Source organism: Kineococcus gynurae (assembly GCF_042433995.1).
GTDB lineage: Bacteria > Actinomycetota > Actinomycetes > Actinomycetales > Kineococcaceae > Kineococcus > Kineococcus gynurae.
Map to the genome: position 1 here is coordinate 497,311 of NZ_JBHLUI010000008.1, position 24,861 is coordinate 522,171.

The following is a 24,861-nucleotide window of genomic DNA, read 5'->3' on the forward strand; positions in this document are numbered from 1 at the left end:
CCGGGGCCCGTCCGGGGACGTCTCAGCGGCGAGCCCGGACGAGGCGGCGGCGCACGCGGCCCACGAGCCGCCGGGCGCGGGCCACGACGCGCTGCAGCGCCGAGGGCGTCTCGTGGTTCGGGATCTGCCCGTTCCGGCGGCGGTCGAGCACCGTCGCCCGGTGGCCCGCGAACCACGAGGCGACCTCCTCCCGGGTGACGTCCATGCCCCGGGCGTGCTCGAAGGCGCTGCCGCTGCGGCCCCCGAAGTGGTGGACCCAGCGTTCGTGCTCCCCGTAACCCTGCACCGTGAAGCCCTGCGTCAGGAGCGCGGCCTGCTGCTTGGTCACGCCCCACCACCACTGGTGGCTCTCGTCCAGGGGGTTGGCGGCGTAGAGGTCGGCGTCGATGAGCAGGCAGTAACCGTCCACGCGCAGGGGGTCGAGGGCGACCCCGTAGGCGGTGACCCCGCGACGGTGGACGGCCAGCAGGTGCTCGAGCCAGTCCGCGCCCGTGACCTCCACGTCGCTGTTCAGCAGCAGGTGGTGCGTCGCCCGCCGGTCCGCCAGGCGGGAGGCGACCTTGTTGCCCTCGGCGAACAGGGAGTTGTAGGGCATCAGCTTCAGCGTGTCGATCAAGCCCTCGCGGTGCAGGCGTTGCACCAGCTGCCGCGTGGGGGCGTCGGAGGCGTTGTCGACGACGACGAGCTCGTGCTCGACGCCGGTCGTCCTCTCCTTCACCGAACGGACCGCCAGCTCCACGTACTCGGGGGCGTTGTAGGTCAGCATCAGGATGCTGAAGAAGGGCGTGCTCACGGTGGCCTCCACGGCTCCTCGGACGGCTCGCGGCCGGCAGCGGCCGCCAACCGCGTGCCGATCTCCTGCTCCGCGAACCGATCGTGACAGCTCGGTCACCCCGCCCGCGGGGAAACGACCGAGCGTCCCGTCCCGGACGGGACGACTCCCGTCGTCAGTGATCGGGGCCGGGGTCCGTCCGCTGCTCCCGGAGGCTGTCCGCGGCCACGAGGTAGCTCGGCCGGTTCTGCGCCTGGACGTAGAGCCGGCCGAGGTACTCGCCGAGGATCCCGGTGCACAGCAGCTGCAGGCCGCCCACGCCCGCCACCACGGTCACGGTGGAGGTCCACCCGGGCACGGTCGCCCCCAGCGCGAAGGATCCCAGGGCGTAGACCAGGAGCAGGAAGGACGCCGCGGCACCCCCCAGCCCGAACACGGTGGCGAGCCGCAACGGGGCGGTCGAGGACCCGGTGATCGCGTCCAGGGACAGTCGCAGCATCCGGTGCAGCGGGTACTTCGTGCGCCCCGCCGCCCGGGGGGCCCGCCGGTAGGTGACGGCGCCGGAGCGGAAGCCGAGCTCGGGGACGACCAGCCGCAGGACCCGGTGCTGCTCGGGCAGCGCCAGCACCGCGTCGACGACGACCCGGTCCATCCACCGGAAGTCGCCCGCGTGGGCGGGCAGCGTCGCCCCGAGGGAGCGCAGCACCCGGTAGAACCACTCGGCGCTGACCCGCTTGAAGCGGGAGTCGCTGGAACGGTCGCCCCGGACGGCGTAGACGACCTCGTTGGTCTCGGCCGCCCAGACCAGGTCGGGCAGCACCTCGGGCGGGTCCTGCAGGTCGGCGTCCATGGTCAGCACGCCCCGGGTCCCGCGCGCGAGGGCCAGCCCGGCGGAGAGCGCGGCCTGATGACCGCTGTTGCGCCGCAGCCTGACCACCCGCAGCTGCGGCCAGTCCCGCCGCAACCGCGCCAGCACCACGGGCGAGCGGTCCTGGCTGCCGTCGTCGACCACGAGCACCTCGTAGCTCCCGACGTGCTGCGCCGCACCGGGGGCGTCGAGCACGGCCCGCAACCGCCCGGCGAACTCCTCGAGCACCTCGGCCTCGTCGTAGACCGGCACGACCACCGAGACGTCGACGGCGGGCCCGAGACCTTCAGGTTGTCGCGACACCCCCCGATCCTCGCGCACGACCCCTGCGCCGGAGCGCAGGCTCTCGTGCGAGACTGCTCCCAGACGCACCACGCCCCGGGAGGACGACATGCTGTACGCCCTGGCCGCCTCGGCCGCCAACCAGGCCGAAGAGGCCCACGCCGGCGTCGACCTGCCCATGGCGCCCGTCGCCTTCGGCATCGTGGCCATCTGCATCCTCATGGGCATGCTCATCGCGACCATGGGCTTCCGCTCCGTCGGCACCCGGCACTGAACACCCGCACCTCGCCCCGGCACCGCCTCGGGGTGATGGGCGGCACGTTCGACCCGATCCACCACGGTCACCTGGTCGCGGCCAGCGAGGTCGCGGCCCGGTTCGACCTGGACGAGGTCGTCTTCGTCCCGACGGGGCGCCCGTGGCAGAAGTCGCGGGGCGACATCGCCCCGCCGGAGCACCGGTACCTGATGACCGTCATCGCGACGGCGTCGAACCCTCGCTTCACGGTCTCGCGCATCGACATCGACCGGGGCGGTTTCACCTACACGATCGACACCCTGCGCGAGCTGGCCGAGGCCCAGCCGGACTCGGACCTGTTCTTCATCACGGGCGCCGACGCCCTGGAGAAGATCCTCACCTGGAAGGACGCGCCGGACCTGTTCCACCTGGCGCACTTCGTCGGGGTCACCCGCCCGGGGCACCAGCTGCGGGCCGACGGGCTGCCGATGGACCGGGTGTCGCTGCTCGAGGTCCCGGCCCTGTCCATCTCCTCCACGGACTGCCGGCGCCGCGTGCGGTCGGGTCTGCCGGTCTGGTACCTGGTGCCCGACGGCGTCGTGCAGCACATCACCAAGCACCGGCTCTACGCCGGCGGCGTGGGAGACTAAGGACTCCACCGACAGTTCAAGGAGTCCCGTGCCCGCATCCGAGCGTGCCCTCGAGCTGACCCGGACGGCCGCGGCGGCTGCCGCGGAGAAGCTCGCCACCGACGTGGTGGCGCTCGACGTGTCCGATCAGCTCTTCATCACCGACGCCTTCCTGCTGGCCTCGGCGCCCAACGAGCGCCAGGTGCGCGCCATCGCCGAGGCGGTCGAGGAGCAGCTGCTCCCCCTGGGGGCCAAGCCCGTCCGCCGCGAGGGCGAGCGCGAGGGCCGTTGGGTCCTGCTCGACTTCGTCGACGTGGTGATCCACGTGCAGCACTCCGAGGAGCGCGAGTACTACTCGCTGGAGCGCCTCTGGAAGGACTGCCCGCCCATCACGCTCCCGGTCGCCGAGCCCGCCACCTCCGCGGAGTCCTGAGCCGTGCCCGCAGCGCGGGTCGTGCTCTGGCGTCACGGACGCACGGCCTTCAACCACGAGCGCCGGTTCCAGGGGCAGCTCGACGTCGCCCTCGACGCCGTGGGGGAGACCCAGGTGAAGGCGGCCGCGGCCGAGCTGGCCCCGCGGTTGCGGGGCGGTGGTCCCGTCGTGCTGGTGACCTCCGACCTGCGGCGCGCGGCGTCGACCGCCGCGGCGCTCACCGCCGAGACGGGCCTGCCGGCCGTCCCCGAGCCCGGGGTCCGCGAGGTCCACGCCGGGGTCTGGCAGGGGCTGACCCATCCCGAGATCCAGGCCGCGCACCCCGCCGACTTCGACGCCTGGCGCCGGGGCGAGGACCTGCGCCTCGGCGGGCCCGGGGGGGAGAAGCGCTCCGAGGTGGCCCGGCGCGCGGCCGTGGCGATCGAGCGGCACGCGGCGACGGTGCCCGACGGCGGGACCCTGGTGGTCGCCTCCCACGGCGCCGCGCTCAAAGGGGCCGTGCTCGAGCTGACCGGACTCGGGCTGGCCCACTGGGACCGGCTCGCCGGCTTCCGCAACGCCCACTGGACGGTCCTGGAACCCTCGCGACGCGGGGGCTGGGTGCTGGTCGAGCACAACGTCGGCGCCGCCGGTGACGAGGTCGGGGTCGAGGGCTGACCCGCACCGCTGCCGTGGTGTCCCGAGCACGGCCCGGGGTGGGGTAAGGTTGACGACGTCGCCGCGGGCCGGAAGGCCTGGCGGAGACGGGTAAGGGGCTGTGGCGCAGCTGGTAGCGCACCTCCATGGCATGGAGGGGGTCAGGGGTTCGAGTCCCCTCAGCTCCACCTCGAGAAGGGCCCGGACGTCGTCCGGGCCCTTCGTCGTTGCCGCCTCCGCGTTCGTCCGGCGGCCGCCCGCCGGCGTCGCGGACCCGGGGTGCGGCGGGCATGGGGACGGTCGCGGTTGGTGGTGGTCGGTCGCCTGCGTGCTAGGCTGATCGCAGTCGCAGTTTCTCGTCGTGCTCATGTGCCCGGGGATCTCTCGAGGTACGCATGCTTCCAGTCCGGAAGCGCCTCGGGCGGCGAGCTCTTCGGAGCGATCACCCGAGGAGGCCAATATGGCTCAGGGAACTGTCAAGTGGTTCAACAGCGAGAAGGGCTTCGGCTTCATCGCTCCCAACGACGGTGGCGCTGACGTCTTCGTCCACTACTCCCAGATCACTGGTGGGGGCTTCAAGTCCCTGGACGAGAACGACCAGGTCGAGTTCGAGATCACGCAGGGCCAGAAGGGGCCGCAGGCCTCCAACGTGACCCGCCTCTGATCTTCTCGATCACGCCCCCGGAACTCCCCGTCGCTCTGCGGCGGGGAGTTCCGTCGTTCCGGGGAGTTCTGCGGGTGCAGGTTCCCGGAGGCAGGTTCCCGGGGGCAGGAGTTCAGCGGGTGAGCAGGTTCGTGGCGGTGCGGACGGTGAGGTTCCCGACGTCGCCGTCGACCTCGACCGTTCCTGCCACGGGACGCCAGCCGGCTCCCGGCACGAGGTAGTCCGCGGTCCAGGTCGTCGTGCCGCTGACGGTGAAGGTCCCGCTGCGGGAGTAGGTGTGCGTCGTGGTCATGGCGGGCCAGGGGTGGCCCGGGTCCGCGGTCGGGCCGAGCGTGGCGCCGTCGCCGAACCGCCAGGTCCACCGGCGCGGGACGGCGCGCACGGTCACCGGGACGCCGAGGACGTCGACGGTGCGCAGCACCGGGACGGGTCGGGTCCAGACGTTCACGGGCAGGCCGACGACGGCCTCCCCGGTCGGGGGTTCGAGCCGGACCTCCGCGGCGGGCAGTCCGACGGACCGGAGATCGGCCGCGGTCACCACGGGGGTGGCCGCCGCCGCGACCCCCGGGTCACCCGCCGCCACGCAGGTGCTGCGCCGCACGGCGTTCTCGGGTCCCGCCCCGGCGACCGTGGTGGTGACGGAGGCGCGGTCCAGGCCGGGTGCGCACGGAGCCTGTGGTCCGTCGCACCCCGCGTTCCCGCACGTGCCGACGGCGACGTCGACGAGGCTCGCGTGCCGCTCCGCGGCGGGCCGGCGGCCCCCGTCACGGGCGGGCCGGTCGCCGTCGCAGGTCCGGGAACCTCCCACCTCGAAGGAGCCCCGGCCCGCGCTCGCCCCGGTGGACCCGGTGCAGGCGGTGGCCAGGGTGGAGGTGGCGGCGACCCCGACGCCGATCGTCGTGAGGGCGAGGAGCGTGGCGAGGGCCGGACGGGCGGCGCGTCGGGGTCGTCGAGGCATGGCGCCACCGTGCCAGGAACGCCGCGGCCGTCGGCCCCCTCGCCGCCGGCCTGTGGACAAACCGGGTCGCGGCGACGCGACCCGGGAGCCCCGTCAGTCGAGCGCGGGTTTCACGTACCGGACGACGGACTCCAGCAGGTGCGCGTTGTAGTCCACCCCGACCGCGTTCGGGACGGTCACCAGCAGGGTGTCGGCCTCCCGGACGGCCGCGTCCTTGGCGAGTTGTTCCGCGACCACGTCGGGTTCCCCGGCGTAGGTCTTGCCGAACCGGGCGAGTCCGGGTTCGCCGAGCGACCCGACCTGGTCGGCCGACCCGCGCTCGCGACCGAAGTAGGCCTCGTCGAGGTCGTTGGTGATGGGGATGACGCTGCGCGACACCGAGACCCGCGGAGTGAAACCGTGCCCGGCCGCGGCGAACGCCGCCCGGTAGATCCCGATCTGCTCGGCCTGCAACTCGTCGAAGGGGATCCCGGTGTCCTCGGTCAGCAGCGTGGAACTCATCAGGTTCATACCCTGCTCGCCCACCCAGCGAGCCGTCTCGCGGGTTCCTGAACCCCACCAGACCCGTTCGCCCAACCCCGGCGACTGCGGCATGACCGGCAACCGGAAGGAGCGTCCCGTCATGCGCGGGTTCGACTCCGCGACCCCCACCCCGGAGACGGCCGCCCGGAACTCGGCCAGGTGCCGGCGGGCCAGGGCGCCGCCGTCCTCGCCGGGCCGGGGGACGTGACCGAAGGCGGCCGGGCCGTCGAGGGCGGGCTCGGGTGATCCCCGGCTCACGCCGAGCTGCAGCCGTCCGCCCGAGAGCAGGTCGACCTGGGCGGCCTCCTCCGCCATGTAGAGCGGGTTCTCGTAGCGCATGTCGATGACGCCGGTCCCGATCTCGATGCGGGAGGTGCGGGCCGCCATCGCCGCGAGGACGGGGAAGGGGGCGGCCTGCTGCCGGGCGAAGTGGTGGACCCGGACGTAGGCGCCGTCGACGCCGAGCTCCTCGGCCGCCTCGGCCAGCTCGACGGTCTGACGCAGGGCGTCGGCGGCGGTGCGGGCGGCCGAGCCGGGGACGGGCTGGTAGTGCCCGAACGAGAGGAACCCGATGCGCTTCATTTTTCCTTGAACCGTCAACCTCTCGGGGATGTTCCCGGACCCGTCCGGGCGGTGGTGGGCATGTCCTACGGTGACCGCGTGCCCGAGCCCACCCCGACCCCCGCCGTCCCCGCCCCGTCCCCCGGAGGGCCGCGGCGCATCAGCAAGGACACCACGCTGTGCCTGTCCCTGTCCGGGCGGCCCAGCAACATCGGGACCCGTTTCCACAACCACCTCTACGCCGAGCTGGGCCTCGACTTCGTCTACAAGGCGTTCACCACCGACGACATCGCGGCCGCGGTCGGTGGCATCCGCGCGCTCGGCATCCGCGGTGCGGGCATCTCGATGCCGTTCAAGGAGGCGGTCATCCCGCTGGTCGACCACCTCGAACCCTCGGCGGCGGCCATCGGCTCGGTCAACACGATCGTCAACGAGGGGGGACGGCTCGTCGCCCACAACACCGACTACGTGGCCGTGGCCCGGTTGCTGGCCGAGCACGGCGTCGCCGACGTCGTCGGGACGGACGGCCCCGTCGTGGTCGTCGGCAGCGGGGGCATGGCCAAGGCGGCCCTGGCCGCGATCCGCGACAGCGGGTTCACCGACCTGACCGTGCTGGCCCGCAACGGTTCCAGCGGACCGGCGCTGGCCGGGCAGTACGGCGCGCGGCACCGCAGCAGCCTGGACGGGCTGCGTCCCGCGCTGCTGCTGAACGCGACCCCGGTCGGCATGGCGGGGGGCCCGGAGGCCGACGCGCTGCCCGTCCCGGCCGAGGTGGTGGCCACGGCCCGCGTCGTCTTCGAGGTGGTGGCCGTCCCCGAGGTGACGCCGCTGGTCCGGACCGCCCGCGAGCACGGAGTCCCGACCATCACCGGGGGCGAGGTCGTGGCCCTGCAGGCCGCCGAGCAGTTCGTCCTCTACACGGGGGTCCGTCCGAGCGCCGAGCAGGTCGCCCGGGCCGCGGCGGCCTCCCGGGACTGAGCCCGGCGCCGATCCGGCCAACGGGTGAATCCCGCCCGCCTCACCCGTTGGCCGCATCCAGGCCGGTGCCGGCGGGGTCGATCACCGCTGCGTGAACACTCCAGCACATCACCCTCCCGTCGGTGAGACCCGTGGTCGGGGGGCGCACGCCGCCCCGCGCACCCGCGGTCAGCAGTACTGGCCGTGGCTGGCGGGGGTCGGGGCCGCGGTCGTCCTGACCGTGGCCGTCCTCCTCTCCGCGGTCCTGGCCGGTGGACCGCGGGCCCTGGTGCCCGCGGTGCTGCTGGCCGTCGCCTTCCTCGCGCTCGGGGCGCTGACGGTGACCCTGGGGCTGCTGGGCGGCGCCCGGCGGTCCCTGCGCTCCTCGGAGGAGCTCTGCGGGGAGCTCTTCGCGACCCTGGCCGCGGCGCGCGGGCAGAGCGTCCACGACGACGAGACCGACCTGCTCAACCGGGCCGGCCTCGACCTCATCGGCACCCAGGTCCTCGAGGCCGCCCGGCGTTCCGGGGGTGCGGTGCACGCCTGCGTCGTGGAGATCGGGGCCGGCACCCCCGCCGACCCGACCGTCCCGGTGCCGACGCCGGAGCAGCGCCGGGCCGACCGGGTCGCCACGGCCGAGGTCCTGCGCCGGGCCACCCGCAGCTCCGACGTCCTGGCGCGCGACGGCGGGGACCACTACCTCGTCCTCGGCCCCGGTTCCGGGCTGCACGCCCAGGAGCTGGAACGGCGGGTGCGGGTGGGACTGGCCCAGCACCGGCTGTCCCAGCGCAGCACCACCGCGGTCGAGGGCGGCGTGCGTCAGCTGCGCCCCACCGTCGAGGTCGGCACCTCGATGCTCGCGCCGTGGGACGAGGGCGGGGTCGCCGAGCTGGTCGCCGGCGCCGAGCTGGCCCTGCAGCGGCGGCGCGCGCTGCGGGCCGAACCGGGGGCCGGGACCTCGGCCGCGGGCCGGCGCCGCGGGGACGCCGCCGAGGAGTCCGGTCCGCTGCCCGGTACGGGTCGTCCCGAGGCGGGCGGTCGGGCCGGCGCCTGAGGCCGATGCCCTAAGCTCGACCGGGTGCGGACGCCGCCGCCCTCGTGGGAAGACCCCTCCTGAGTGAGGGGTCTTGCCGTGTCGGGGGTCGGCGGTCTCCGGCCGGTTCGCGAGCGGAGGACGACGAGATGAGCACGGGCACCGACCACCCCGGTCAGGCGGCGCGCGAGGAGCACGGGTCGCGGGAGGAGCAGGGCGAGCGCTACGACGCGCACGCGCTGCAGGACAGGTGGTTGCCGGTCTGGGACGAGCTCAAGCCGTTCCGCGCCTCCGACGACCCGGCCGACGGTTCCGAGGGTTCGGGGCGCCCGAAGAAGTACGTGCTCGACATGTTCCCCTACCCCTCCGGGGACCTCCACATGGGTCACGGCGAGGCCTACGCGCTCGGTGACGTCATCGCCCGGTACTGGGGTCAGCGGGGCTACGACGTCCTGCACCCCATCGGGTGGGACGCGTTCGGCCTGCCGGCCGAGAACGCGGCGATCAAGCGGGGGCTGGACCCCCGGGGCTGGACCTACGACAACATCGCCCAGCAGCGGGCGTCGATGCGTCGCTACGCGTGCTCCTTCGACTGGGACCGGGTCCTGCACACCTGCGACCCGGAGTACTACCGGTGGAACCAGTGGCTGTTCCTCAAGATGTACGAGCGCGGCCTGGCCTACCGCAAGGACTCCTACGTCAACTGGGACCCGGTCGACCAGACCGTGCTGGCCAACGAGCAGGTGCTGCCCGACGGCACGTCCGAACGGTCCGGCGCCCTGGTCGTCAAGAAGAAGCTCACCCAGTGGTACTTCCGGATCACCGAGTACGCCGACCGCCTGCTGGACGACCTCGACACCCTCGAGGGGCAGTGGCCCTCCAAGGTCATCTCCATGCAGCGCAACTGGATCGGGCGGTCCTACGGGGCCGAGGTCGACTTCACGATCGAGGGTCGCGACGAGCCGGTGACGGTGTACACGACCCGCCCGGACACGCTGCACGGGGCGACGTTCATGGTGGTCGCGGCCGACTCCGACCTGGCCGCGGAACTGGTCGCCGACGCGCCCGCCGAGGTGCAGGAGCAGTTCTCCGCCTACCTGACCCAGGTCCAGGCCTCGACCGAGATCGACCGGCTCTCCGCCGACCGGGAGAAGACCGGGGTGTTCCTGCAGCGGTACGCGCTGAACCCGGTCAACGGCGAGCGGCTGCCGGTGTGGGCCGCCGACTACGTCCTGGCCGACTACGGCACGGGCGCCATCATGGCCGTGCCCGCCCACGACCAGCGCGACCTCGACTTCGCCCGTCGTTTCGACCTGCCGGTCCGCGTCGTCGTCGACGTGCGCGACGCCGACGGTGCGCCCCTGCCGGATCCGGCCGTGTCGGGCGTCGCCACCGCGGGGGAGGGTTCCCTGGTCAACTCCGGCCCGCTGGACGGGCTGGACAAGGCGGCGGCCATCGCCCGCCAGACCGAGCTGCTCGCCGCCGAGGGGCGGGGCCGGGCGGCCAAGAACTACCGGTTGCGCGACTGGCTGATCTCCCGGCAGCGCTACTGGGGCACCCCGATCCCGATCGTGCACACGGCCACCGGCGAGGTCCCGGTGCCGGAGTCGGAGCTGCCCGTGCGGCTGCCCGACAGTGCGGGCCTGAACCTCACCCCGAAGGGCACCTCGCCGCTGGGGGCGGCCGAGGACTGGGTGAACGTGCCCAGCCCGCTGGACGGGTCCCCGGCCCGGCGCGACGCCGACACCATGGACACCTTCGTGGACTCGTCCTGGTACTTCCTGCGGTTCGTCTCCCCGAACGACGACACCCAGGCCTTCGACCCCGAGCTCATCGGCCGGTGGGGCCCGGTCGACCAGTACGTCGGCGGGGTGACCCACGCGATCCTGCACCTGCTCTACGCCCGGTTCATCACCAAGGTGCTCTTCGACATGGGGTACCTGACCTTCCAGGAGCCGTTCACGCGGCTGCTGAACCAGGGCATGGTCCTCATGGACGGCTCGGCCATGAGCAAGTCCAAGGGCAACCTCGTCCGCCTCTCCGAGCAGCTCGACGAGCACGGCGTCGACGCGGTGCGGCTGACGATGGCCTTCGCCGGTCCCCCGGAGGAGGACATCGACTGGGCCGACGTCTCCCCGGCCGGGTCGGCCAAGTTCCTGGCCCGCGCCTGGCGCCTGGCCCGGGACGTGACCAGCGCGGCGGGGGCGGACCCCGCGACGGGGGACCAGGCCCTGCGCCGGGTGACCCACCGGACGGTCCACGAGGCCGCCCAGCTGGTCGAGTCGTTCCGGTTCAACGTCGTCGTGGCCCGGGTCATGGAACTGGTCAACGCGACCCGCAAGGCGATCGACTCCCCGAGCGTCGGCCCGGCCGACCCCGCGGTGCGCGAGGCCGTCGAGGCCGTCGCGGTGCTGCTCAGCCTGTTCGCGCCCTACACCGCCGAGGACATGTGGGCCCACCTCGGTCACCAGCCCTCCGTCGCCCGGGCCGGCTGGCCCGCGGTCGAGGAGTCGCTGCTCGTGCAGGAGTCCGTGACCTGCGTGGTGCAGGTGCAGGGGAAGGTGCGCGACCGCCTCGAGGTGGCACCCGACGTCGCCGAGGACGACCTGCGGGCGTTGGCCCTGGCCAGCGAGAAGGTCCGGGCGGCGCTCGCCGGGCGCGAGCTGCGCACGGTCGTCGTGCGCGCCCCGCGCCTGGTCAACATCGTCCCCGCCTGACCGGTCGCCCGGTCCCCGTGCGGCCCCGTTCCGGGGCCGCACGGGGCTGCTCGGGGGCCGCACAGCAACCGGCCACACGCCCGTCACGACGACGAAACATCGGAGGTGCTCGGGGGTTCTAGGGTCCGTCCCGCCGGACGTCCCCAGTGCCCAGGAGCCCCTCATGAGCGGTAGTGCCGCCCGCCTCGACGCGATCAACGCCGTCATCGCCTACCAGGCCCCCTCGCCGACCTGGACGGCCGCCGAGGCCCCCGGGGAGGTCTTCGGGCGCAACGTCTTCACCAAGGCCGTCATGCAGAAGCGGCTGCCCAAGGCCGTCTTCCGCTCGGTCATGGCGACCATCGAGAAGCAGATGCCGCTGGACCCGGCCGTCGCCGACGCGGTCGCCTCGGCGATGAAGGACTGGGCCCTGGAGATGGGCGCGACGCACTACGCCCACGTGTTCTACCCGCTGACCCACTCCACGGCCGAGAAGCACGACAGCTTCTTCGAGCCCGACGGCGAGGGCGGCTCCATCGCCGAGTTCGCCGGGAAGACCCTCGTGCAGGGCGAACCCGACGCCTCCAGCTTCCCCAACGGCGGTCTCCGCTCGACCTTCGAGGCGCGCGGGTACACCGGTTGGGACGTCACCAGCCCGGCCTACGTGCTGGAGAACCAGAACGGGATGACCCTGTGCATCCCCACCGTGTTCGTCTCCATGACCGGCGACGCGCTCGACCACAAGACGCCGCTGCTGCGCTCCCAGGCCGCGATGGCCAGGCAGGCGGCCCGCGTGCTCAAGCTCTTCGGCCACGACGAGCCGGGCACGATCGTGTCCTACGCGGGCCCTGAGCAGGAGTACTTCCTCCTCGACCGGCACTTCTTCCTGTCCCGCCCGGACCTGCTGAACGCCGGGCGCACCCTCTTCGGGGCCAAGCCGCCCAAGGGCCAGGAGTTCGACGACCACTACTTCGGCGCCGTCCCCGACCGGGTCCTCGCGTTCATGCTGCACGCCGAGCGCGAGCTGTTCAAGCTCGGCATCCCGGCCAAGACGCGGCACAACGAGGTGGCCCCCGGCCAGTTCGAGATCGCGCCGATGTTCGAGGCGTCCAACCTCGCCGCCGACCACCAGCAGCTCCTCATGGTGACCATGAAGAAGGTCGCCCGCGAGCACGGCCTGGAACTGCTCTTCCACGAGAAGCCGTTCGTCGGCGTCAACGGTTCGGGCAAGCACGTGAACTTCTCCTTCGGTTCCTCCACCGTCGGGAACCTGCTGCTGCCCGGGGACACCCCGCACGAGAACGCGCAGTTCCTGGTGTTCTGCGCCGCGGTCATCCGCGCCGTGCACAAGTACGGCGGGCTCCTGCGCGCCTCCGTGGCCTCGGCGACCAACGACCACCGGCTCGGCGCGAACGAGGCCCCGCCGGCGATCATCTCCATCTTCCTCGGCGACCAGCTGGCCGACGTGTTCGACCAGGTCGCCAAGGGCGGGGCGACCTCGTCGAAGGAGAAGGGGACGATGACCATCGGCGTCGACACCCTCCCCGTGCTGCCGACCGACCCGGGCGACCGCAACCGCACCAGCCCGTTCGCCTTCACCGGCAACCGGTTCGAGTTCCGGGCCCCGGGGTCGATGCAGTCCATCGCGTCCCCGGTGTACACGATCAACACCATCGTCACCGAGGCGCTGGACCACATCGCGACCGAGCTGGAGAACCGGGTCGAGGCCGGCGAGGACTTCAACCACGCCGTGCAGAAGGTGCTCGAGCAGATCATCACCGACCACGGCGCGGTCGTCTTCAACGGCGACGGTTACTCCGAGCAGTGGCAGGTCGAGGCGGAGGCCCGCGGGCTGAAGAACCTGCGCACCACGATGGACGCCCTGCCCGAGGTCGTCAGCCCGGAGGCCGTGGAACTGTTCAGCCGCTACGGCATCTTCTCCGAGCGCGAGCTGCACTCCCGCTACGACATCGCCGTGGAGCAGTACGAGCTCAGCGTCGCCGTCGAGGCGCGGTTGACCATCGAGATCGCCAAGACGAGCATCCTGCCCGCCGCCATCCGGTACCAGACCCTGCTGGCGCAGAACGTGGTCGCCCTGCGCGAGGCCGGGATGGAGGCGGACACCGCTCTGCTGCAGACCGTCTCGGCGCCGATCGCGGCGCTGCGGGCGGGCATCACGGCGTTGAAGAAGGCCGTGTTCGAGGACGCCCCGCACGAGCCCGAGGCCGCGGCGTTCTACGCCCGCGACGTGCTGCTGCCGGCCATGGACGTGGTCCGGACCGCCGCCGACGAGCTGGAGACCCTCGTCGCCGACGACCTCTGGCCGCTGGCGACCTACCAGGAGATGCTCTTCATCCGCTGAGGGCGGCCCCGTCCGACCCGTTCCGCCCGTCCGACCCGCACCCTCCCGGCGCCACCGGGAGGGTGCGGTGCGTGGGGCCCGGGTCGCGTCGGAGCCGGACAGTAGACTCCGTCGACGTGTCCGCCATCTCCCGCTCCGAGGTCGAGCACCTCGCGCGCCTGGCCCGCATCGACATGACCGACGAGGAGCTGGACCGGATGGCCGGCCAGCTCGACGCGGTCCTCGACGCGGTCGCCCAGGTCGCCTCCGTCGTCACCGACGACGTCCCGGCGACCTCGCACCCGGTGCCGCTGACCAACGTGACCCGCCCGGACGTCGTGACGCCCGGCCTGACCGCCGAGGAGGCGCTCGCCGGCGCCCCCGCGGCCGAGGACGGCCGGTTCCGCGTCCCGCAGATCCTGGAGGAGGACGCATGAGCGCCGACCTGATCCGGCGCGACGCCGCCGACCTGGCCGCCGCGCTGGGCGCCGGGGAGGTCTCCAGCGTGGAGGTCACCCGGGCCCACCTGGACCGCATCGCCGCCGTCGACGGGGACGCCGACGGCGGGGTGCACGCGTTCCTCCACGTCGCCGCGGACTCCGCCCTCGCCCGCGCCGCCGAGATCGACGCCGCCCGCGGCCGGGGCGAGGAGCTCGGGCCGCTGGCCGGGGTGCCGATCGGGGTCAAGGACGTCCTGACCACGATCGGGCAGCCGACCACCTGCGGGTCGCGGATGCTCGAGGGCTGGGTGCCGCCCTACGACGCCACGGTCGTCCGCCGGCTGCACGAGGCGGGTCTCGTCGTCCTGGGCAAGACCAACATGGACGAGTTCGCCATGGGGTCCACCACCGAGCACTCCGCCTTCGGCCCGACCCGCAACCCCTGGGACGCCGAGCGCATCCCTGGGGGTTCCGGCGGGGGGTCGGCCGCGGCCCTGGCCGCCTTCGAGGCCCCGCTGACCGTCGGGTCCGACACCGGGGGTTCGATCCGGCAGCCCGCGGCGCTCACGGGCACCGTCGGGGTGAAACCCACCTACGGCGGGGTCTCCCGCTACGGCCTGGTGGCCCTGGCCAGTTCGCTGGACCAGGCCGGCCCCTGCGCGCGCACGGTGCTCGACACCGCGCTGCTGCACGCGGTCATCGGCGGGCACGACCCGCTCGACTCGACCTCCATCCCCGCCCCCGCGCCCGACGTGGTCGCCGCGGCCCGGGCCGGGGCCACCGGTGACCTGACCGGGGTCCGGGTCGGGATCGTCCGCGAACTCTCCGGTGAGGGTTACGAGGCCGGTGTGCTGCAGCGGTTCGAGGAGTCCGTCGCGATCCTGCGCGAGGCGGGCGCCGAGGTCGTGGAGGTGTCGCTGCCGAACATCGTGCACGCGCTGGCGGCGTACTACCTGATCCTGCCCTCGGAGTGCTCCAGCAACCTGGCCAAGTTCGACGGCATGCGCTACGGCCTGCGGGTCGTGCCCGAGGGCGACGGGGTCACGGCCGAGCAGGTCATGCGGGCGACCCGCGCCGCCGGGTTCGGCGACGAGGCCAAGCGCCGGATCATCCTCGGCACCTACGCGCTCTCGGCCGGCTACTACGACGCCTACTACGGCAGCGCCCAGAAGGTCCGCACCCTGGTCCAGCGCGACTTCGCCGCGGCGTTCGGGCAGGTCGACGTCCTGGTCTCGCCGACCGCGCCGACCGTCGCCTACCGCCTCGGCGAGAAGCTCGACGACCCCCTCGCGATGTACGCCGGGGACGTCGCGACGATCCCGGCGAACCTCGCCGGGCTGCCCGGGATGTCGTTGCCCTGCGGGCTGTCCGACGGCCTCCCCGTCGGTCTGCAGATCCTCGCCCCGCAGCAGGCCGACGACCGGCTCTACCGGGTCGGGGCCGCGGTCGAGACGCGGTTGGTCGAGCGGTGGGGCGGGGCCTTCCTGGACTCCGTCCCGGCCCTGCCGGTGCAGGACCGAACGGACGGCGCACGAGAGGCGGCCACGGCGTGAGCGCGGAGCTGACCACGGAACTGGTCCCCTACGACGAGGCCGTCGCCCGGTTCGACCCGGTGCTCGGGCTCGAGGTGCACGTCGAGCTCTCGACGGCGACGAAGATGTTCTCCGGGGCGCCGACCGAGTTCGGGGCCGAGCCCAACACCCAGGTCGACCCGGTCTCCCTGGGGCTGCCCGGGGCGCTGCCGGTGCTCAACGCCGCTGCGCTGGAGTCGGCCATCCGCATCGGCCTGGCGCTGAACTGCTCGATCGCCCGCAGCTGCCGGTTCGCCCGGAAGAATTACTTCTACCCGGACATGCCGAAGAACTTCCAGACCTCGCAGTACGACGAGCCGATCGCCTACGACGGCTACCTGGACGTCGAGGTGCCGGCGAGCGAGGACGGGACCCGCGAGGCGTTCACCTACCGCGTGCAGATCGAACGGGCGCACATGGAGGAGGACACCGGCAAGTCGTTGCACGTCGGGGGTTCCACGGGCCGCATCCACGGCGCGGAGTACTCCCTGGTGGACTACAACCGGGCCGGCATCCCGCTCATCGAGATCGTCACCAAGCCGCTGACGGGGACCGGTGACCGGGCGCCCGACGTGGCCCGGGCCTACGTGGCCGCGTTGCGCGACCTGCTGCGGGCCCTGGACGTCTCCGACGTCAAGATGGAACAGGGTTCGCTGCGCTGCGACGTGAACCTGTCCCTGCGCCCGACGCCGGACTCCCCGCTGGGTACCCGCTCGGAGACCAAGAACGTGAACTCGTTGCGCTCCGTCGAGCGGGCGGTCCGCTACGAGGTCTCCCGGCACGCGGGGCTCCTCGACGCCGGCCACAAGGTCGTCCAGGAGACCCGGCACTGGCACGAGGACACCGGCCTGACCACCAGCGGTCGGGAGAAGTCCGACGCCGAGGACTACCGCTACTTCCCCGAACCCGACCTCGTCCCGATCGTCCCGGACCCGGCCTGGGTCGAGGAGCTGCGGGCCACGCTGCCCGAGCCGCCCGCCCAGCGGCGTCGACGGTTGACGACCGAGTGGGGTTTCTCCGAGCTGGAGATGCGCGACGTCCTCAACGCCGGCCTGCTCGACCCGGTCGAGGCGACGGTCGCGGCGGGGGCCTCGCCCGCGAGCGCGCGCAAGTGGTGGACGGGCGAGCTCTCGCGGCGGGCCAAGGCCGAGGGCACCGACCCGGCCTCGCTGCCGATCACCCCGCTGCAGGTCTCGGAGCTGCAGGCCCTGGTCGAGGCGGGGACGCTGACCGACCGTCTGGCCCGTGAGGCGCTCGACGGCGTCCTCGCCGGCGAGGGGTCTCCGAGCGAGGTCGTGGCCGCCCGCGGCCTGGCCGTGGTGTCCGACGAGACCGCGCTGGTCGCGGCCGTCGACGCCGCCATCGCCGCCAACCCCGGGGTGGTCGAGAAGATCCGCGGGGGCAAGGCCCAGGCGGCCGGCGCCCTCATCGGGGCGGTCATGAAGGAGATGCAGGGCAAGGTCGACGCGGCCCGCGTCCGCGAGCTCGTCGTCGAGCGCGTGGGGTCCTGAGCGCCGGGACCGACCCTAGAAGACGACCCGGGTGCCGGGGGTGAGCACGACGCCCTCGGCCTCCAGGGCCTTCTCCACCCCGCTCTCGATCTCGGCCGCGAACGTCGCCGAGTCGTAGGTGGCGTGCAGGCCGGCGGCGAGCTCGACCCGGAACCCCTGGGCGCGCGCGCCCCGGCAGGTGGCCGCCACGCAGTGCTCCGACTGCACGCCGGCGACCACGACCCGGTCCACCGCCCGGGCGGTCAGCGACCGGGCGAGCTCGGGGGTGGCCTCGAAGGCGTCGCGCACCCCGCAGCGCACCAGCAGCTCTCCCGGGGCGGGGGGGTGGTGCAGCTCCCAGCCGGGCGTCCCGGGCTCGTCGGGTGAGCCCGGCGGGCCCTCGTGCTGGACGTGGACGACGACGGCTCCGGCCGCCCGGGCCCGGCGCAGGAGGGTGTCGAGGCCGACGCGCAGGGCCGGGGCCGCGGGGACCGCGTGCGGCCCCTCGACCAGGTTGCGCTGCACGTCGACGAGCACGAGCGCGGTGGCGGTGCCTGACGTCCGGGTCATCGCCCTTCTCTACCAGGGCCGCCGGTCGTCAGGTCCGTCCCGCGCCGGGTGCCGCCACCGGCCGGGTCGCGGAAGCGGTCCAGTTCGCGCCAGGTGGGGGAGAGGACCGGGAGCAGGGTGACCGCCAGGTAGACCCCGGCCAGGGCCAGCAGCAGCGCGGTCATGGACCCGTGCTCCAGCCACACGCCGGCGACGAGGGTGCCCGCGGGCATCCCGGCCCAGGCCCCCGCACCCACCACCCCGGCGACCCGGGCCCGCAGGTCGGCGGGCACCCGCTCGAGCTGGGCCGCGCCCAGGACGGGGTTGATCGCCCCGGCGGCCAGCCCCGCCAGCCCCAGGGTCAGCAGCAGCACGGTCAGGCCCGGATCGGCGGCCATGACCACGAGCCGGGGGGCGCCGGCCACCAGGAAGCACCCGGCGAAGACGGCGCGTCGCGAGAACCGCCCGGCCACCCGGGCGAACAGCAGCGCCCCCAGGACCGCGCCCGCCCCGAACACGCCCACGAGCAGCCCGAACGCGGTCCCGCCGCCGAGACGGTCGGTGGCGTAGACGGGGAGCACGACCGAGGACCAGGCCGCGTCGAGGGCGTTGGTGACCGTCACCATCCCGACGACCGCGAGCAGCAGCCGGTCGGTCCGGACGAAGCCGAGCCCCTCCCGCAGCTCCCCGAGGTAGGAGCGCACCGCGGCGGCGGCGCCCGCGGCACGGGCTCGCGCCGCCCGGGTCGACGCGGGCAGGGCCAGGGCCACGAGAGCGGCCGCCGCCACGAAGGTCACCGCGTCGGCCACCAGCACGGCCGGGGCGCCGAACACCGCGACGGCGGCCCCGGCGGCGGGGGCGCCCAGCAGGCGGGAGGCCCGTTCGGCGGCGTCCATCGAGGCGGTCGCCGACTCCAGCGGGACCCGGGCCTCGCGGGCGAGCTCGGGCAGCAGGGCGTGGCGGGCGGCCTGCCCGGGGGTGTCGAGCAGGTTGGTGGCGACGACGAGGAGCACCAGCGCCCAGAACGGCAGGCCCGTGGTCACGTGCAGGACGGGGACGGCCAGGATCGTCACCGCCCCCACCGCGTCGGCGACGACGCTGGTCCGGCGGTAGCCGAACCGGTCGACCAGCACCCCGCCGAACAGCCCGCCCACGACGACCGGGACGACGGCCGCGGTGGCGACGACGCCGACCAGGACGGCCGACCCGGTCGTGGCCAGCACGTAGAGCGGCAGGGCGATCGCGGTGGCGGCGTTGCCCGTGGAGCTGATGGTGTGCGCGGCCAGCAGCCACCGCAGCCGCGCCCGGCCGGTCACGGCGAGGACGTCACGGTCGCCGGAACGCCGCGGTGAGCAGCACGACGGCCTCGCGGCCCTCGCCCCGTCGGGACCGGGCCTGCCAGCGCTCGCTGAGGTCGTCCAGCTCCGCGCCCAGCTCGGCGAGCTCCTCGACGCTCAGGTGCAAGGAGCGGTCGCCCTCGTTCGCGGCGGCCACCCAGGCGTCGTCCAGGGACGGTTCCAGGTCCAGGTAGCGCTCGTGCAGCTCGGCCCAGCGCCGGGCGAACTCCCGGCGCAGGGCCATCGAGGCGGCGGCGCGCTCGGGGTCGGCCCGGTCCTCGACGGGGTGGAACGAGGTCAGCTCGTGCTCGGCCCGCCACCACCGCTCCCGGGAGTCGCGGGCGAGCGTCGGGTCGGGGCTGACCAGGCCGATGCCGGCGAGCCGGGACAGGTGGTAGCTGATGGACCCCGGGGCCTCGTCGAGCGCGGAGGAGAGCCGCCCGACCGTGGCGGGGCCCGTGCTGCGCAGCTCCGCGAGGATCCGCAGCCGGGTGGGGTGGGCCAGGGCCCGCATGGCCGCGGGGTCGGTGAGGCGGGTCGAGGCTTCCACACCCTCGACCGTAGATGCACAAGAGACCTTGTACAAGGTCTCTTGTGGGAGTCAGTCGCGCAGCAGGGGGACGACGTCGCGGCTGAACTGCTCCAGGAACCGCGACTGGTCGGGCCCGGGGGCGTGGAAGACCAGGTGGGTGAACCCGGCGTCGACGTAGGCCTGCACGGCGCTCGCGACCTCGGCCGGATGGTCGGCGACGATCCAGCGGCGGGCCACCTGCTCGATGGGCAGCTCGTCGGCCAGCCGGGCCATCTCCACCGGGTCCTCGACCCCCGCCTTCTGCTCGGGGGTCAGCGAGAGCGGGGCCCAGAACCGGCAGTTCTCCAGCGCCCGGTCCCGGTCGGTGTCGTAGGAGACCTTGATCTCGATCGTGCGGTCGATGTCACCCTCACCGCGGCCGGACAGCTCCAACCCCTCCCGCAGGGCGGGCAGCAGCGTCTCGGAGTAGAGGTCCATCCCCTTGCCCGACGTGCAGATGTAGCCGTCGCCGGCCCGTCCGGCGTACTTGGTCACCCCGGGGCCGCCGCCCGCGACGTAGATCGGGACGGGTTGCTCCGGGCGGTCGTACACGGTCGCGTTCTCGAGCCGGTAGAACTCGCCCTCGAAACTCACCCGCTCCTCGGTCCAGAGGCGACGGATGAGGCGCACCGCCTCCCGCAACCGGGCGAAGCGTTCGCGCGCCTCCGGGAAGGCGACCCCGACCGCGTGCTCGTTCAGGGCCTCCCCGGTCCCGACGCCGAGGATGACGCGACCGGGGTGCAGGGCGCCCAGGGTGGCGAAGGCCTGGGCGATCACCGCGGGGTTGTAGCGCAGCGTGGGGGTGAGCACGCTCGTGCCGAGCTGCACCCGCGACGTGCGGGCGGCGACGTGCGGCAGCCACACCAGGGCGGACGGGGCGTGCCCGTCGACGTGGCGCCAGGGTTGGAAGTGGTCGGAGATCCAGACCGAGTCGAACCCGGACTCCTCGGCCTGCACCGCGAAGTCGGCCAGCGCCGCCGGGGCGAACTGCTCCGCGGACGCCTTGTACCCCAACCGCAACGGGCGTGCGTGCCGGTCGACCGCCATGTCCGCTCCTCCGTCCGCTCCTGGCCCCGGTGGTGTGCTCCCGGTCCCGTCGGCGACCCTACGCGCCCCGTCGCCGGGCGCCAGGGGGCGTCACGATCTACGGTCGAGCGACGCCGCACGGACGAGACGCCGAGCTGGACGAGACGCCGAGCCGAACGAGGAGACGCCCCGTGCCCGACGACCGTTACCCGCCCATCGCCGACCACGCCGTCGTCGGCGACGGGGAGACGGCCGCGCTCGTCGGGCTCGACGCCCGCATCGGGTGGGCCTGCCTGCCCCGGTTCGACTCCCCGGCGGTGCTGGCCTCCCTGCTCGACGCCGACCGCGGGGGTCGGTGGGACCTGCCCGTCGAGGGGGTGACCGGGACCAGCCAGCGCTACGTGGAGGACACCGCGGTCGTCGTCACGCAGCTGCGGACCGCGGACGGGGTGCTCGAGGTCACCGACGTCCTGGCGGTGGCGGGGGAGTTCGAGGAGAAGCGCAGCGCCGCCCGGCAGACCCTGCTCCGCCGGTTGCGGGTCGTCGAGGGGCGGGTGCGGGTGGCCAGCGACCTGCGGGGTTTCGACGGTGCCGCGGTCGACGGCGCCCGGGTCCCCCTGCCCGGCGGGGAGGGTGGGCGGACCCTCCGGCTGCGATCCTCGCGACCGGGTGCGGAGGCGCACGAGCTCGTCGCCGGAGACACCTGGACGTTGGCGCTGACCTGGGCCGAGGAACCCGAGGTGTGGACCCCCGCGGAGGTGGACGCCGCGATCGAGGAGACCATCCGGGTCTGGCGGTCCTGGGCGGAGCACGTCACCTACTCCGGGCCCTACGTGGACGCGGTCCGCCGCAGCGCGATCACCCTCAAGGTGTGCGACCACCACGTCTCCGGCGCCGTCGTCGCCGCGGTCACCAGCTCGCTGCCCGAGGCCATCGGCGGGGAACGGAACTGGGACTACCGCTTCACGTGGGTGCGCGACGCGGCCTACACCGTCTACGCCATGCGCCGGGTCGGCATGGTCGAGGAGTCCGATGGTTTCCTCGACTGGGTGCTCGACGCCTGCACCCACGACGACGGGCGCCCCGACGTGCTCTACACCCTCGACGGGCACATCCCGGGGGAGGAGCAGGACGACGACCGCTACGAGGGCTACCGGGGTTCCCGCCCCGTCCGCTGGGGCAACGGGGCGGCCGGGCAGCTGCAGCACGACGTGTACGGCGAGATCCTCGACTGCGCCTGGCAGTTCGTGCGTGCGGGCGGGCAGGTCGACGACCGGCGTTTCGACCGGTTGCGGCACCTGGCCACCCTCGCCCGCGAGAACGCCGAGACCCCCGACCAGGGGATCTGGGAGATCCGCGACGCGGGACGCCCCTTCACCTACTCCGTGGCGATGTGCCAGGTCGCCCTCGACCGTTTCGCGCGCATCGCCCGCGCCACCGGTCGCGAGGAGTCCGCCCTGGAGTGGGAGGAAGCGGCCGAGGCACTGCGCGCCGAACTGCTGGAACGGGCCTGGAGCGCGGAGGACGGGTGCTTCACCGAGCACCTTGACCAACCCGGCACCCTCGACGCCTCGCTGCTGGCCCTGCCGCTGCGCCGGGTCGTCGACGCCGCCGACCCGCGGATGGTCGCGACGACCGCCGCCGTCGTCGACAAGCTCCGAGCGGGCGAGGACCTGCTCTACCGCTACCTGCACACCGACTCCCCGGACGGGCTGGAGGGGGAGGAGGGCGCGTTCCTGCTCTGCTCGTTCTGGTGGGTGGACAACCTGGTGCAGTCCGGACGGGTCGAGCAGGCCCGCGACCTGTTCGAGAAACTGCTGCGGCGGCAGAACCACGTCGGGCTGCTCTCGGAGGAGATCGACCCGGAGAACGGGGAGTTCCTGGGCAACTTCCCCCAGGCCTTCAGCCACATCGGGCTGATCTCCTCGGCGGTGCTGCTGGACCGGGCCGCCGGCTGACCCCGGTGGTCAGTTCAGCGGGACCGACACCAACCGGTCGTCGCCCCCGCGGGGCTCGCCCCGGAACGTGTTCGACGTGAGCAGCCACAGGTCGCCGTCCGGTCCGAGCTCGACCGTCCGGAGCCGACCCAGGGTTCCCTCGAGGTAGGGCTCGGGAGACCCCGTCGGTCCCTCGGGGGTCAGCGGGACCCGCCACAACCGCTCGCCGCGCAAACCGGCCACGTAGACGGCGTCGGAGGTCACCGCGATCCCCGAGGGGGACGCCTCCGACGTCGGCCACGTCTGGACCGGGGCCACGAACCGTCCGCCGCCGTCCCCGGCCCCCTCCACCTCCGGCCAGCCGTAGTTGCCGCCGGGCCGGATGACGTTCAGCTCGTCGAAGCGGTCCTGGCCGAACTCGGCGGCGATCAGACGACCGGTCGAGTCCCAGCCCAGCCCCTGCGGGTTCCGGTGGCCGAGGGAGTAGGTGGGGGAGTTCGGGAACGGGTTGTCGGCCGGGATCTCCCCGGTCGCGGTGACCCGCAGGATCTTGCCCCCCAGGGAGTTCGGGTCCTGCGCGCTCGGGCGGTCCTGCGCGTCCCCGGTGGCGACGTACAGGTCGCCGTCGGGACCGAACGCGAGCCGACCCCCGTTGTGCGTGGAGTTCTTGGGGATGCCGGTCAGGATCGGGGTCGCCTCGCCCAGGCGCCCGTCGGTCAGCGTGTAGCGGACCACCCGGTTGTCCGTACGGGCGGTGAAGTAGAGGAACACGTGCCCGTCGTCGCTGAACCCGGGGGACACGGCCACCCCCAGCAGCCCGCCCTCGCCACCGGGCACGACGCCCTGGACCCGGCCGTCGTCGCCGTCGGCGGCCACCTGCTGCAACCGGCCGGGCCCGGCCTGCACGACCCGGGCCTCGTCCCGCAACGTGACGAGCGCGCTGCCGTCGGGCAGCAGGGCCATGCCCCAGGGCACGTCGAGCTGGGTGGTGACGTCGACCGGGTCGCCCGGCACGCCGAAGGCGCCGTCGCGCAACGCGGCCGGGGAGAGGTCGCGGGGGCCGGACGTCGGCGTCTCCGCCCCCGGCCCGGCACTGCTCGTCGGACCCGAGGCCGTCGAGGACGGCACCGGGGCCGGTGAGCCGGTGCCCGCCGGGGAGCAGGCGGACAACGCGAGCGCGAGGGCGCAGGCGGCGCCCGGGAGCGCGGCCGCGGTGCGGGCGGGGCGGGGCCGGGAGCGGTCCGTCATGCGGTCATCGTCTCCCGAGGTCCCCGGGCCCGCGATTCCCGCCCGCGCCGGCGAAGCCGCGGTCACCGGCGGGTGGGCCGGAGGGGTCGGGGGGCGGGACATGCCCTAGCTTCCTCGACCATGACGTCACGCGGACCCGAGACCCCGCCTGCCCCCGCCGGCGCGACGCCCCGCGGGGCGACGACGCTGCGGGTGACCCTGCCCAGCGCGGCGTGGGTCGCCGGCGTCGGTCCGCTGCCCGGCGTCGAGTTCTCCGTCTGGGACCTCGGCGCGGACTGGACGGGACCCGAACCGCACGTGGTCGTCCCGCCCTACATGGGTCGCCCGCCCTACGCCGAACGCCTCGCGGGACGGCTCGAGCTGCGGCTCGTGCAACTCCTGACCAACGGCTACGACGGGGTCCCCGAGCAGCTGCCCCCCGGGGTCGCCCTCAGCAACGCCGCCGGGGTCCACGAGGCCTCGACCGCCGAGCTCGCCCTGGGCCTCGTCCTCGCCTCCCGGCGCGGGATCGACGACGCCGCCCGGGGGATGGCGACGGGGGAGTGGGCCGCGGCCCGCCGCCCGGCGCTCGCCGACTCCTCGGTGCTGGTCGTGGGCTGGGGCGGGGTGGGGCGGGCCGTGGGGGCCCGGTTGCGCCCCTTCGAGGTCGAGCTGACCGCGCTCGCCTCGACCCCCCGCGTCGAGGACGGCGTGACCGTCCACGGACCGGAGGACCTGCCAAGGCTGCTGCCGGCGCAGGACGTCGTGATCCTGGCCTGCCCGTTGTCGGAGCAGACCCGTGGCCTGGTCGACGCGGGGTTCCTGGCGGCGATGCGCGACGGGGCGCTGCTGGTCAACGTCGCCCGGGGGCCGGTCGTGGACACCGGGGCCTTGCTGGCCGAGACCGCCGCCGGTCGCCTGCGGGCCGCCCTCGACGTCACCGACCCCGAGCCGCTGCCCCCCGCGCACCCCCTGTGGCGCACGCCCGGGGTGCTCATCACCCCGCACGTGGGCGGCAACTCCACCGCGTTCCGGCCGCGGGCCGTCCGTCTGCTGCGCCGTCAGCTCGCGACCCTGGCCGCGGGCGGGACGCCGGAGAACGTCGTCGCAGGCTGATCCCCGCCGT

The 24,861-nt window shown here is 73.9% G+C and carries 23 protein-coding genes and 1 tRNA gene; 15 read left to right on the forward strand and 9 right to left on the reverse strand.

All coding sequences use genetic code 11. The annotated features are described in order from the left end of the window. Positions 1-22: 22 nt before the first annotated feature. Together ACFFKU_RS08720 and ACFFKU_RS08725 are read right to left on the reverse strand one after the other, a co-directional pair. On the reverse strand, positions 23-793 hold the full coding sequence (locus ACFFKU_RS08720; RefSeq protein ID WP_380137224.1) for a glycosyltransferase family 2 protein: 771 nt from the start codon (positions 791-793) through the stop codon (positions 23-25). 154 nt (positions 794-947) lie between these two features. Further along, complete coding sequence (locus ACFFKU_RS08725; protein WP_380137225.1) at positions 948-1,943, reverse strand: glycosyltransferase family 2 protein; 996 nt, start codon at positions 1,941-1,943, stop codon at positions 948-950. Between the two features lie 88 nt (positions 1,944-2,031). Between ACFFKU_RS08725 and ACFFKU_RS08730 the strand changes: the two genes are divergently transcribed. The 6 genes from ACFFKU_RS08730 (at position 2,032) to ACFFKU_RS08755 (ending at position 4,519) form a co-directional block, all read left to right on the forward strand. Further along, complete coding sequence (locus tag ACFFKU_RS08730) at positions 2,032-2,196, forward strand: hypothetical protein (protein WP_380137226.1); 165 nt, start codon at positions 2,032-2,034, stop codon at positions 2,194-2,196. 35 nt (positions 2,197-2,231) lie between these two features. Continuing rightward, positions 2,232-2,807, forward strand: a complete 576-nt coding sequence (gene nadD, locus ACFFKU_RS08735) for a nicotinate-nucleotide adenylyltransferase (protein ID WP_380137227.1) — start codon at positions 2,232-2,234, stop codon at positions 2,805-2,807. 28 nt (positions 2,808-2,835) lie between these two features. Next, the gene (gene rsfS / locus ACFFKU_RS08740; RefSeq protein WP_380137228.1) at positions 2,836-3,219 is read left to right on the forward strand and encodes a ribosome silencing factor; all 384 of its coding nucleotides are present in this window, start codon (positions 2,836-2,838) and stop codon (positions 3,217-3,219) included. A 3-nt stretch (positions 3,220-3,222) separates the two neighbouring features. Beyond that, entirely contained in the window at positions 3,223-3,876 is a 654-nt protein-coding gene (locus ACFFKU_RS08745; protein ID WP_380137230.1) for a histidine phosphatase family protein, read from the forward strand. A 94-nt stretch (positions 3,877-3,970) separates the two neighbouring features. Continuing rightward, positions 3,971-4,043, forward strand: a tRNA-Ala gene (locus ACFFKU_RS08750). Between the two features lie 272 nt (positions 4,044-4,315). Next, positions 4,316-4,519 (forward strand): cold-shock protein, encoded by a 204-nt coding sequence (locus ACFFKU_RS08755; protein ID WP_380137232.1) that lies wholly within the window; start codon positions 4,316-4,318, stop codon positions 4,517-4,519. A 112-nt stretch (positions 4,520-4,631) separates the two neighbouring features. Here the strand turns inward: ACFFKU_RS08755 and ACFFKU_RS08760 are convergent, their stop codons facing one another. Together ACFFKU_RS08760 and ACFFKU_RS08765 are read right to left on the reverse strand one after the other, a co-directional pair. Further along, positions 4,632-5,477 (reverse strand): PKD domain-containing protein, encoded by an 846-nt coding sequence (locus tag ACFFKU_RS08760; protein WP_380137234.1) that lies wholly within the window; start codon positions 5,475-5,477, stop codon positions 4,632-4,634. A 93-nt stretch (positions 5,478-5,570) separates the two neighbouring features. Next, positions 5,571-6,581: an LLM class flavin-dependent oxidoreductase gene (locus ACFFKU_RS08765; RefSeq protein ID WP_380137236.1), complete on the reverse strand. Its 1,011-nt coding sequence runs from the start codon at positions 6,579-6,581 to the stop codon at positions 5,571-5,573. 78 nt (positions 6,582-6,659) lie between these two features. On the opposite strand from ACFFKU_RS08765, the gene ACFFKU_RS08770 reads away from it, so the two are divergent. The 7 genes from ACFFKU_RS08770 (at position 6,660) to gatB (ending at position 17,109) form a co-directional block, all read left to right on the forward strand. Beyond that, positions 6,660-7,538, forward strand: a complete 879-nt coding sequence (locus ACFFKU_RS08770; protein ID WP_380137238.1) for a shikimate 5-dehydrogenase — start codon at positions 6,660-6,662, stop codon at positions 7,536-7,538. A 91-nt stretch (positions 7,539-7,629) separates the two neighbouring features. Further along, positions 7,630-8,571, forward strand: a complete 942-nt coding sequence (locus tag ACFFKU_RS08775; RefSeq protein ID WP_380137239.1) for a GGDEF domain-containing protein — start codon at positions 7,630-7,632, stop codon at positions 8,569-8,571. 128 nt (positions 8,572-8,699) lie between these two features. After that, entirely contained in the window at positions 8,700-11,267 is a 2,568-nt protein-coding gene (leuS, locus tag ACFFKU_RS08780; protein WP_380137242.1) for a leucine--tRNA ligase, read from the forward strand. Between the two features lie 163 nt (positions 11,268-11,430). Next, a complete protein-coding gene (locus tag ACFFKU_RS08785) occupies positions 11,431-13,608 on the forward strand; it encodes a glutamine synthetase III family protein (protein ID WP_380137244.1) in 2,178 nt (725 codons plus the stop codon). Between the two features lie 116 nt (positions 13,609-13,724). Then, positions 13,725-14,024, forward strand: coding sequence for an Asp-tRNA(Asn)/Glu-tRNA(Gln) amidotransferase subunit GatC (gatC, locus tag ACFFKU_RS08790; RefSeq protein WP_380137245.1), 300 nt, complete (start codon positions 13,725-13,727; stop codon positions 14,022-14,024). Beyond that, positions 14,021-15,580, forward strand: a complete 1,560-nt coding sequence (gatA, locus tag ACFFKU_RS08795) for an Asp-tRNA(Asn)/Glu-tRNA(Gln) amidotransferase subunit GatA (protein WP_380137247.1) — start codon at positions 14,021-14,023, stop codon at positions 15,578-15,580. The genes gatC and gatA overlap by 4 nt, the downstream gene beginning before the upstream one ends. Then, the gene (gene gatB, locus ACFFKU_RS08800; protein WP_380137248.1) at positions 15,577-17,109 is read left to right on the forward strand and encodes an Asp-tRNA(Asn)/Glu-tRNA(Gln) amidotransferase subunit GatB; all 1,533 of its coding nucleotides are present in this window, start codon (positions 15,577-15,579) and stop codon (positions 17,107-17,109) included. Before gatA ends, gatB begins: the two co-directional genes overlap by 4 nt. Before the next feature lie 15 nt (positions 17,110-17,124). On the opposite strand, the gene ACFFKU_RS08805 is transcribed toward gatB, so the two are convergent. The 4 genes from ACFFKU_RS08805 to fgd are packed head-to-tail and all read right to left on the reverse strand — an operon-like array spanning position 17,125 to position 20,592. Further along, positions 17,125-17,658, reverse strand: coding sequence for an isochorismatase family protein (locus ACFFKU_RS08805; protein ID WP_380137249.1), 534 nt, complete (start codon positions 17,656-17,658; stop codon positions 17,125-17,127). Next, positions 17,655-18,953, reverse strand: coding sequence for an MFS transporter (locus ACFFKU_RS08810; RefSeq protein ID WP_380137251.1), 1,299 nt, complete (start codon positions 18,951-18,953; stop codon positions 17,655-17,657). The genes ACFFKU_RS08805 and ACFFKU_RS08810 overlap by 4 nt, the downstream gene beginning before the upstream one ends. Positions 18,954-18,963: 10 nt before the next feature. After that, on the reverse strand, positions 18,964-19,524 hold the full coding sequence (locus ACFFKU_RS08815; protein ID WP_380137252.1) for a helix-turn-helix domain-containing protein: 561 nt from the start codon (positions 19,522-19,524) through the stop codon (positions 18,964-18,966). 51 nt (positions 19,525-19,575) lie between these two features. Next, the gene (fgd, locus tag ACFFKU_RS08820) at positions 19,576-20,592 is read right to left on the reverse strand and encodes a glucose-6-phosphate dehydrogenase (coenzyme-F420) (protein ID WP_380137254.1); all 1,017 of its coding nucleotides are present in this window, start codon (positions 20,590-20,592) and stop codon (positions 19,576-19,578) included. A 170-nt stretch (positions 20,593-20,762) separates the two neighbouring features. Here fgd and ACFFKU_RS08825 point away from each other — a divergent pair, with 170 nt between their 5' ends. Further along, complete coding sequence (locus tag ACFFKU_RS08825) at positions 20,763-22,529, forward strand: glycoside hydrolase family 15 protein (RefSeq protein ID WP_380137255.1); 1,767 nt, start codon at positions 20,763-20,765, stop codon at positions 22,527-22,529. A gap of 9 nt (positions 22,530-22,538) precedes the next feature. On the opposite strand, the gene ACFFKU_RS08830 is transcribed toward ACFFKU_RS08825, so the two are convergent. After that, a complete protein-coding gene (locus tag ACFFKU_RS08830; protein ID WP_380137257.1) occupies positions 22,539-23,756 on the reverse strand; it encodes a PQQ-dependent sugar dehydrogenase in 1,218 nt (405 codons plus the stop codon). A gap of 120 nt (positions 23,757-23,876) precedes the next feature. On the opposite strand from ACFFKU_RS08830, the gene ACFFKU_RS08835 reads away from it, so the two are divergent. Next, positions 23,877-24,851: a 2-hydroxyacid dehydrogenase gene (locus ACFFKU_RS08835; protein WP_380137259.1), complete on the forward strand. Its 975-nt coding sequence runs from the start codon at positions 23,877-23,879 to the stop codon at positions 24,849-24,851. The last annotated feature ends 10 nt before the right edge of the window (positions 24,852-24,861 follow it).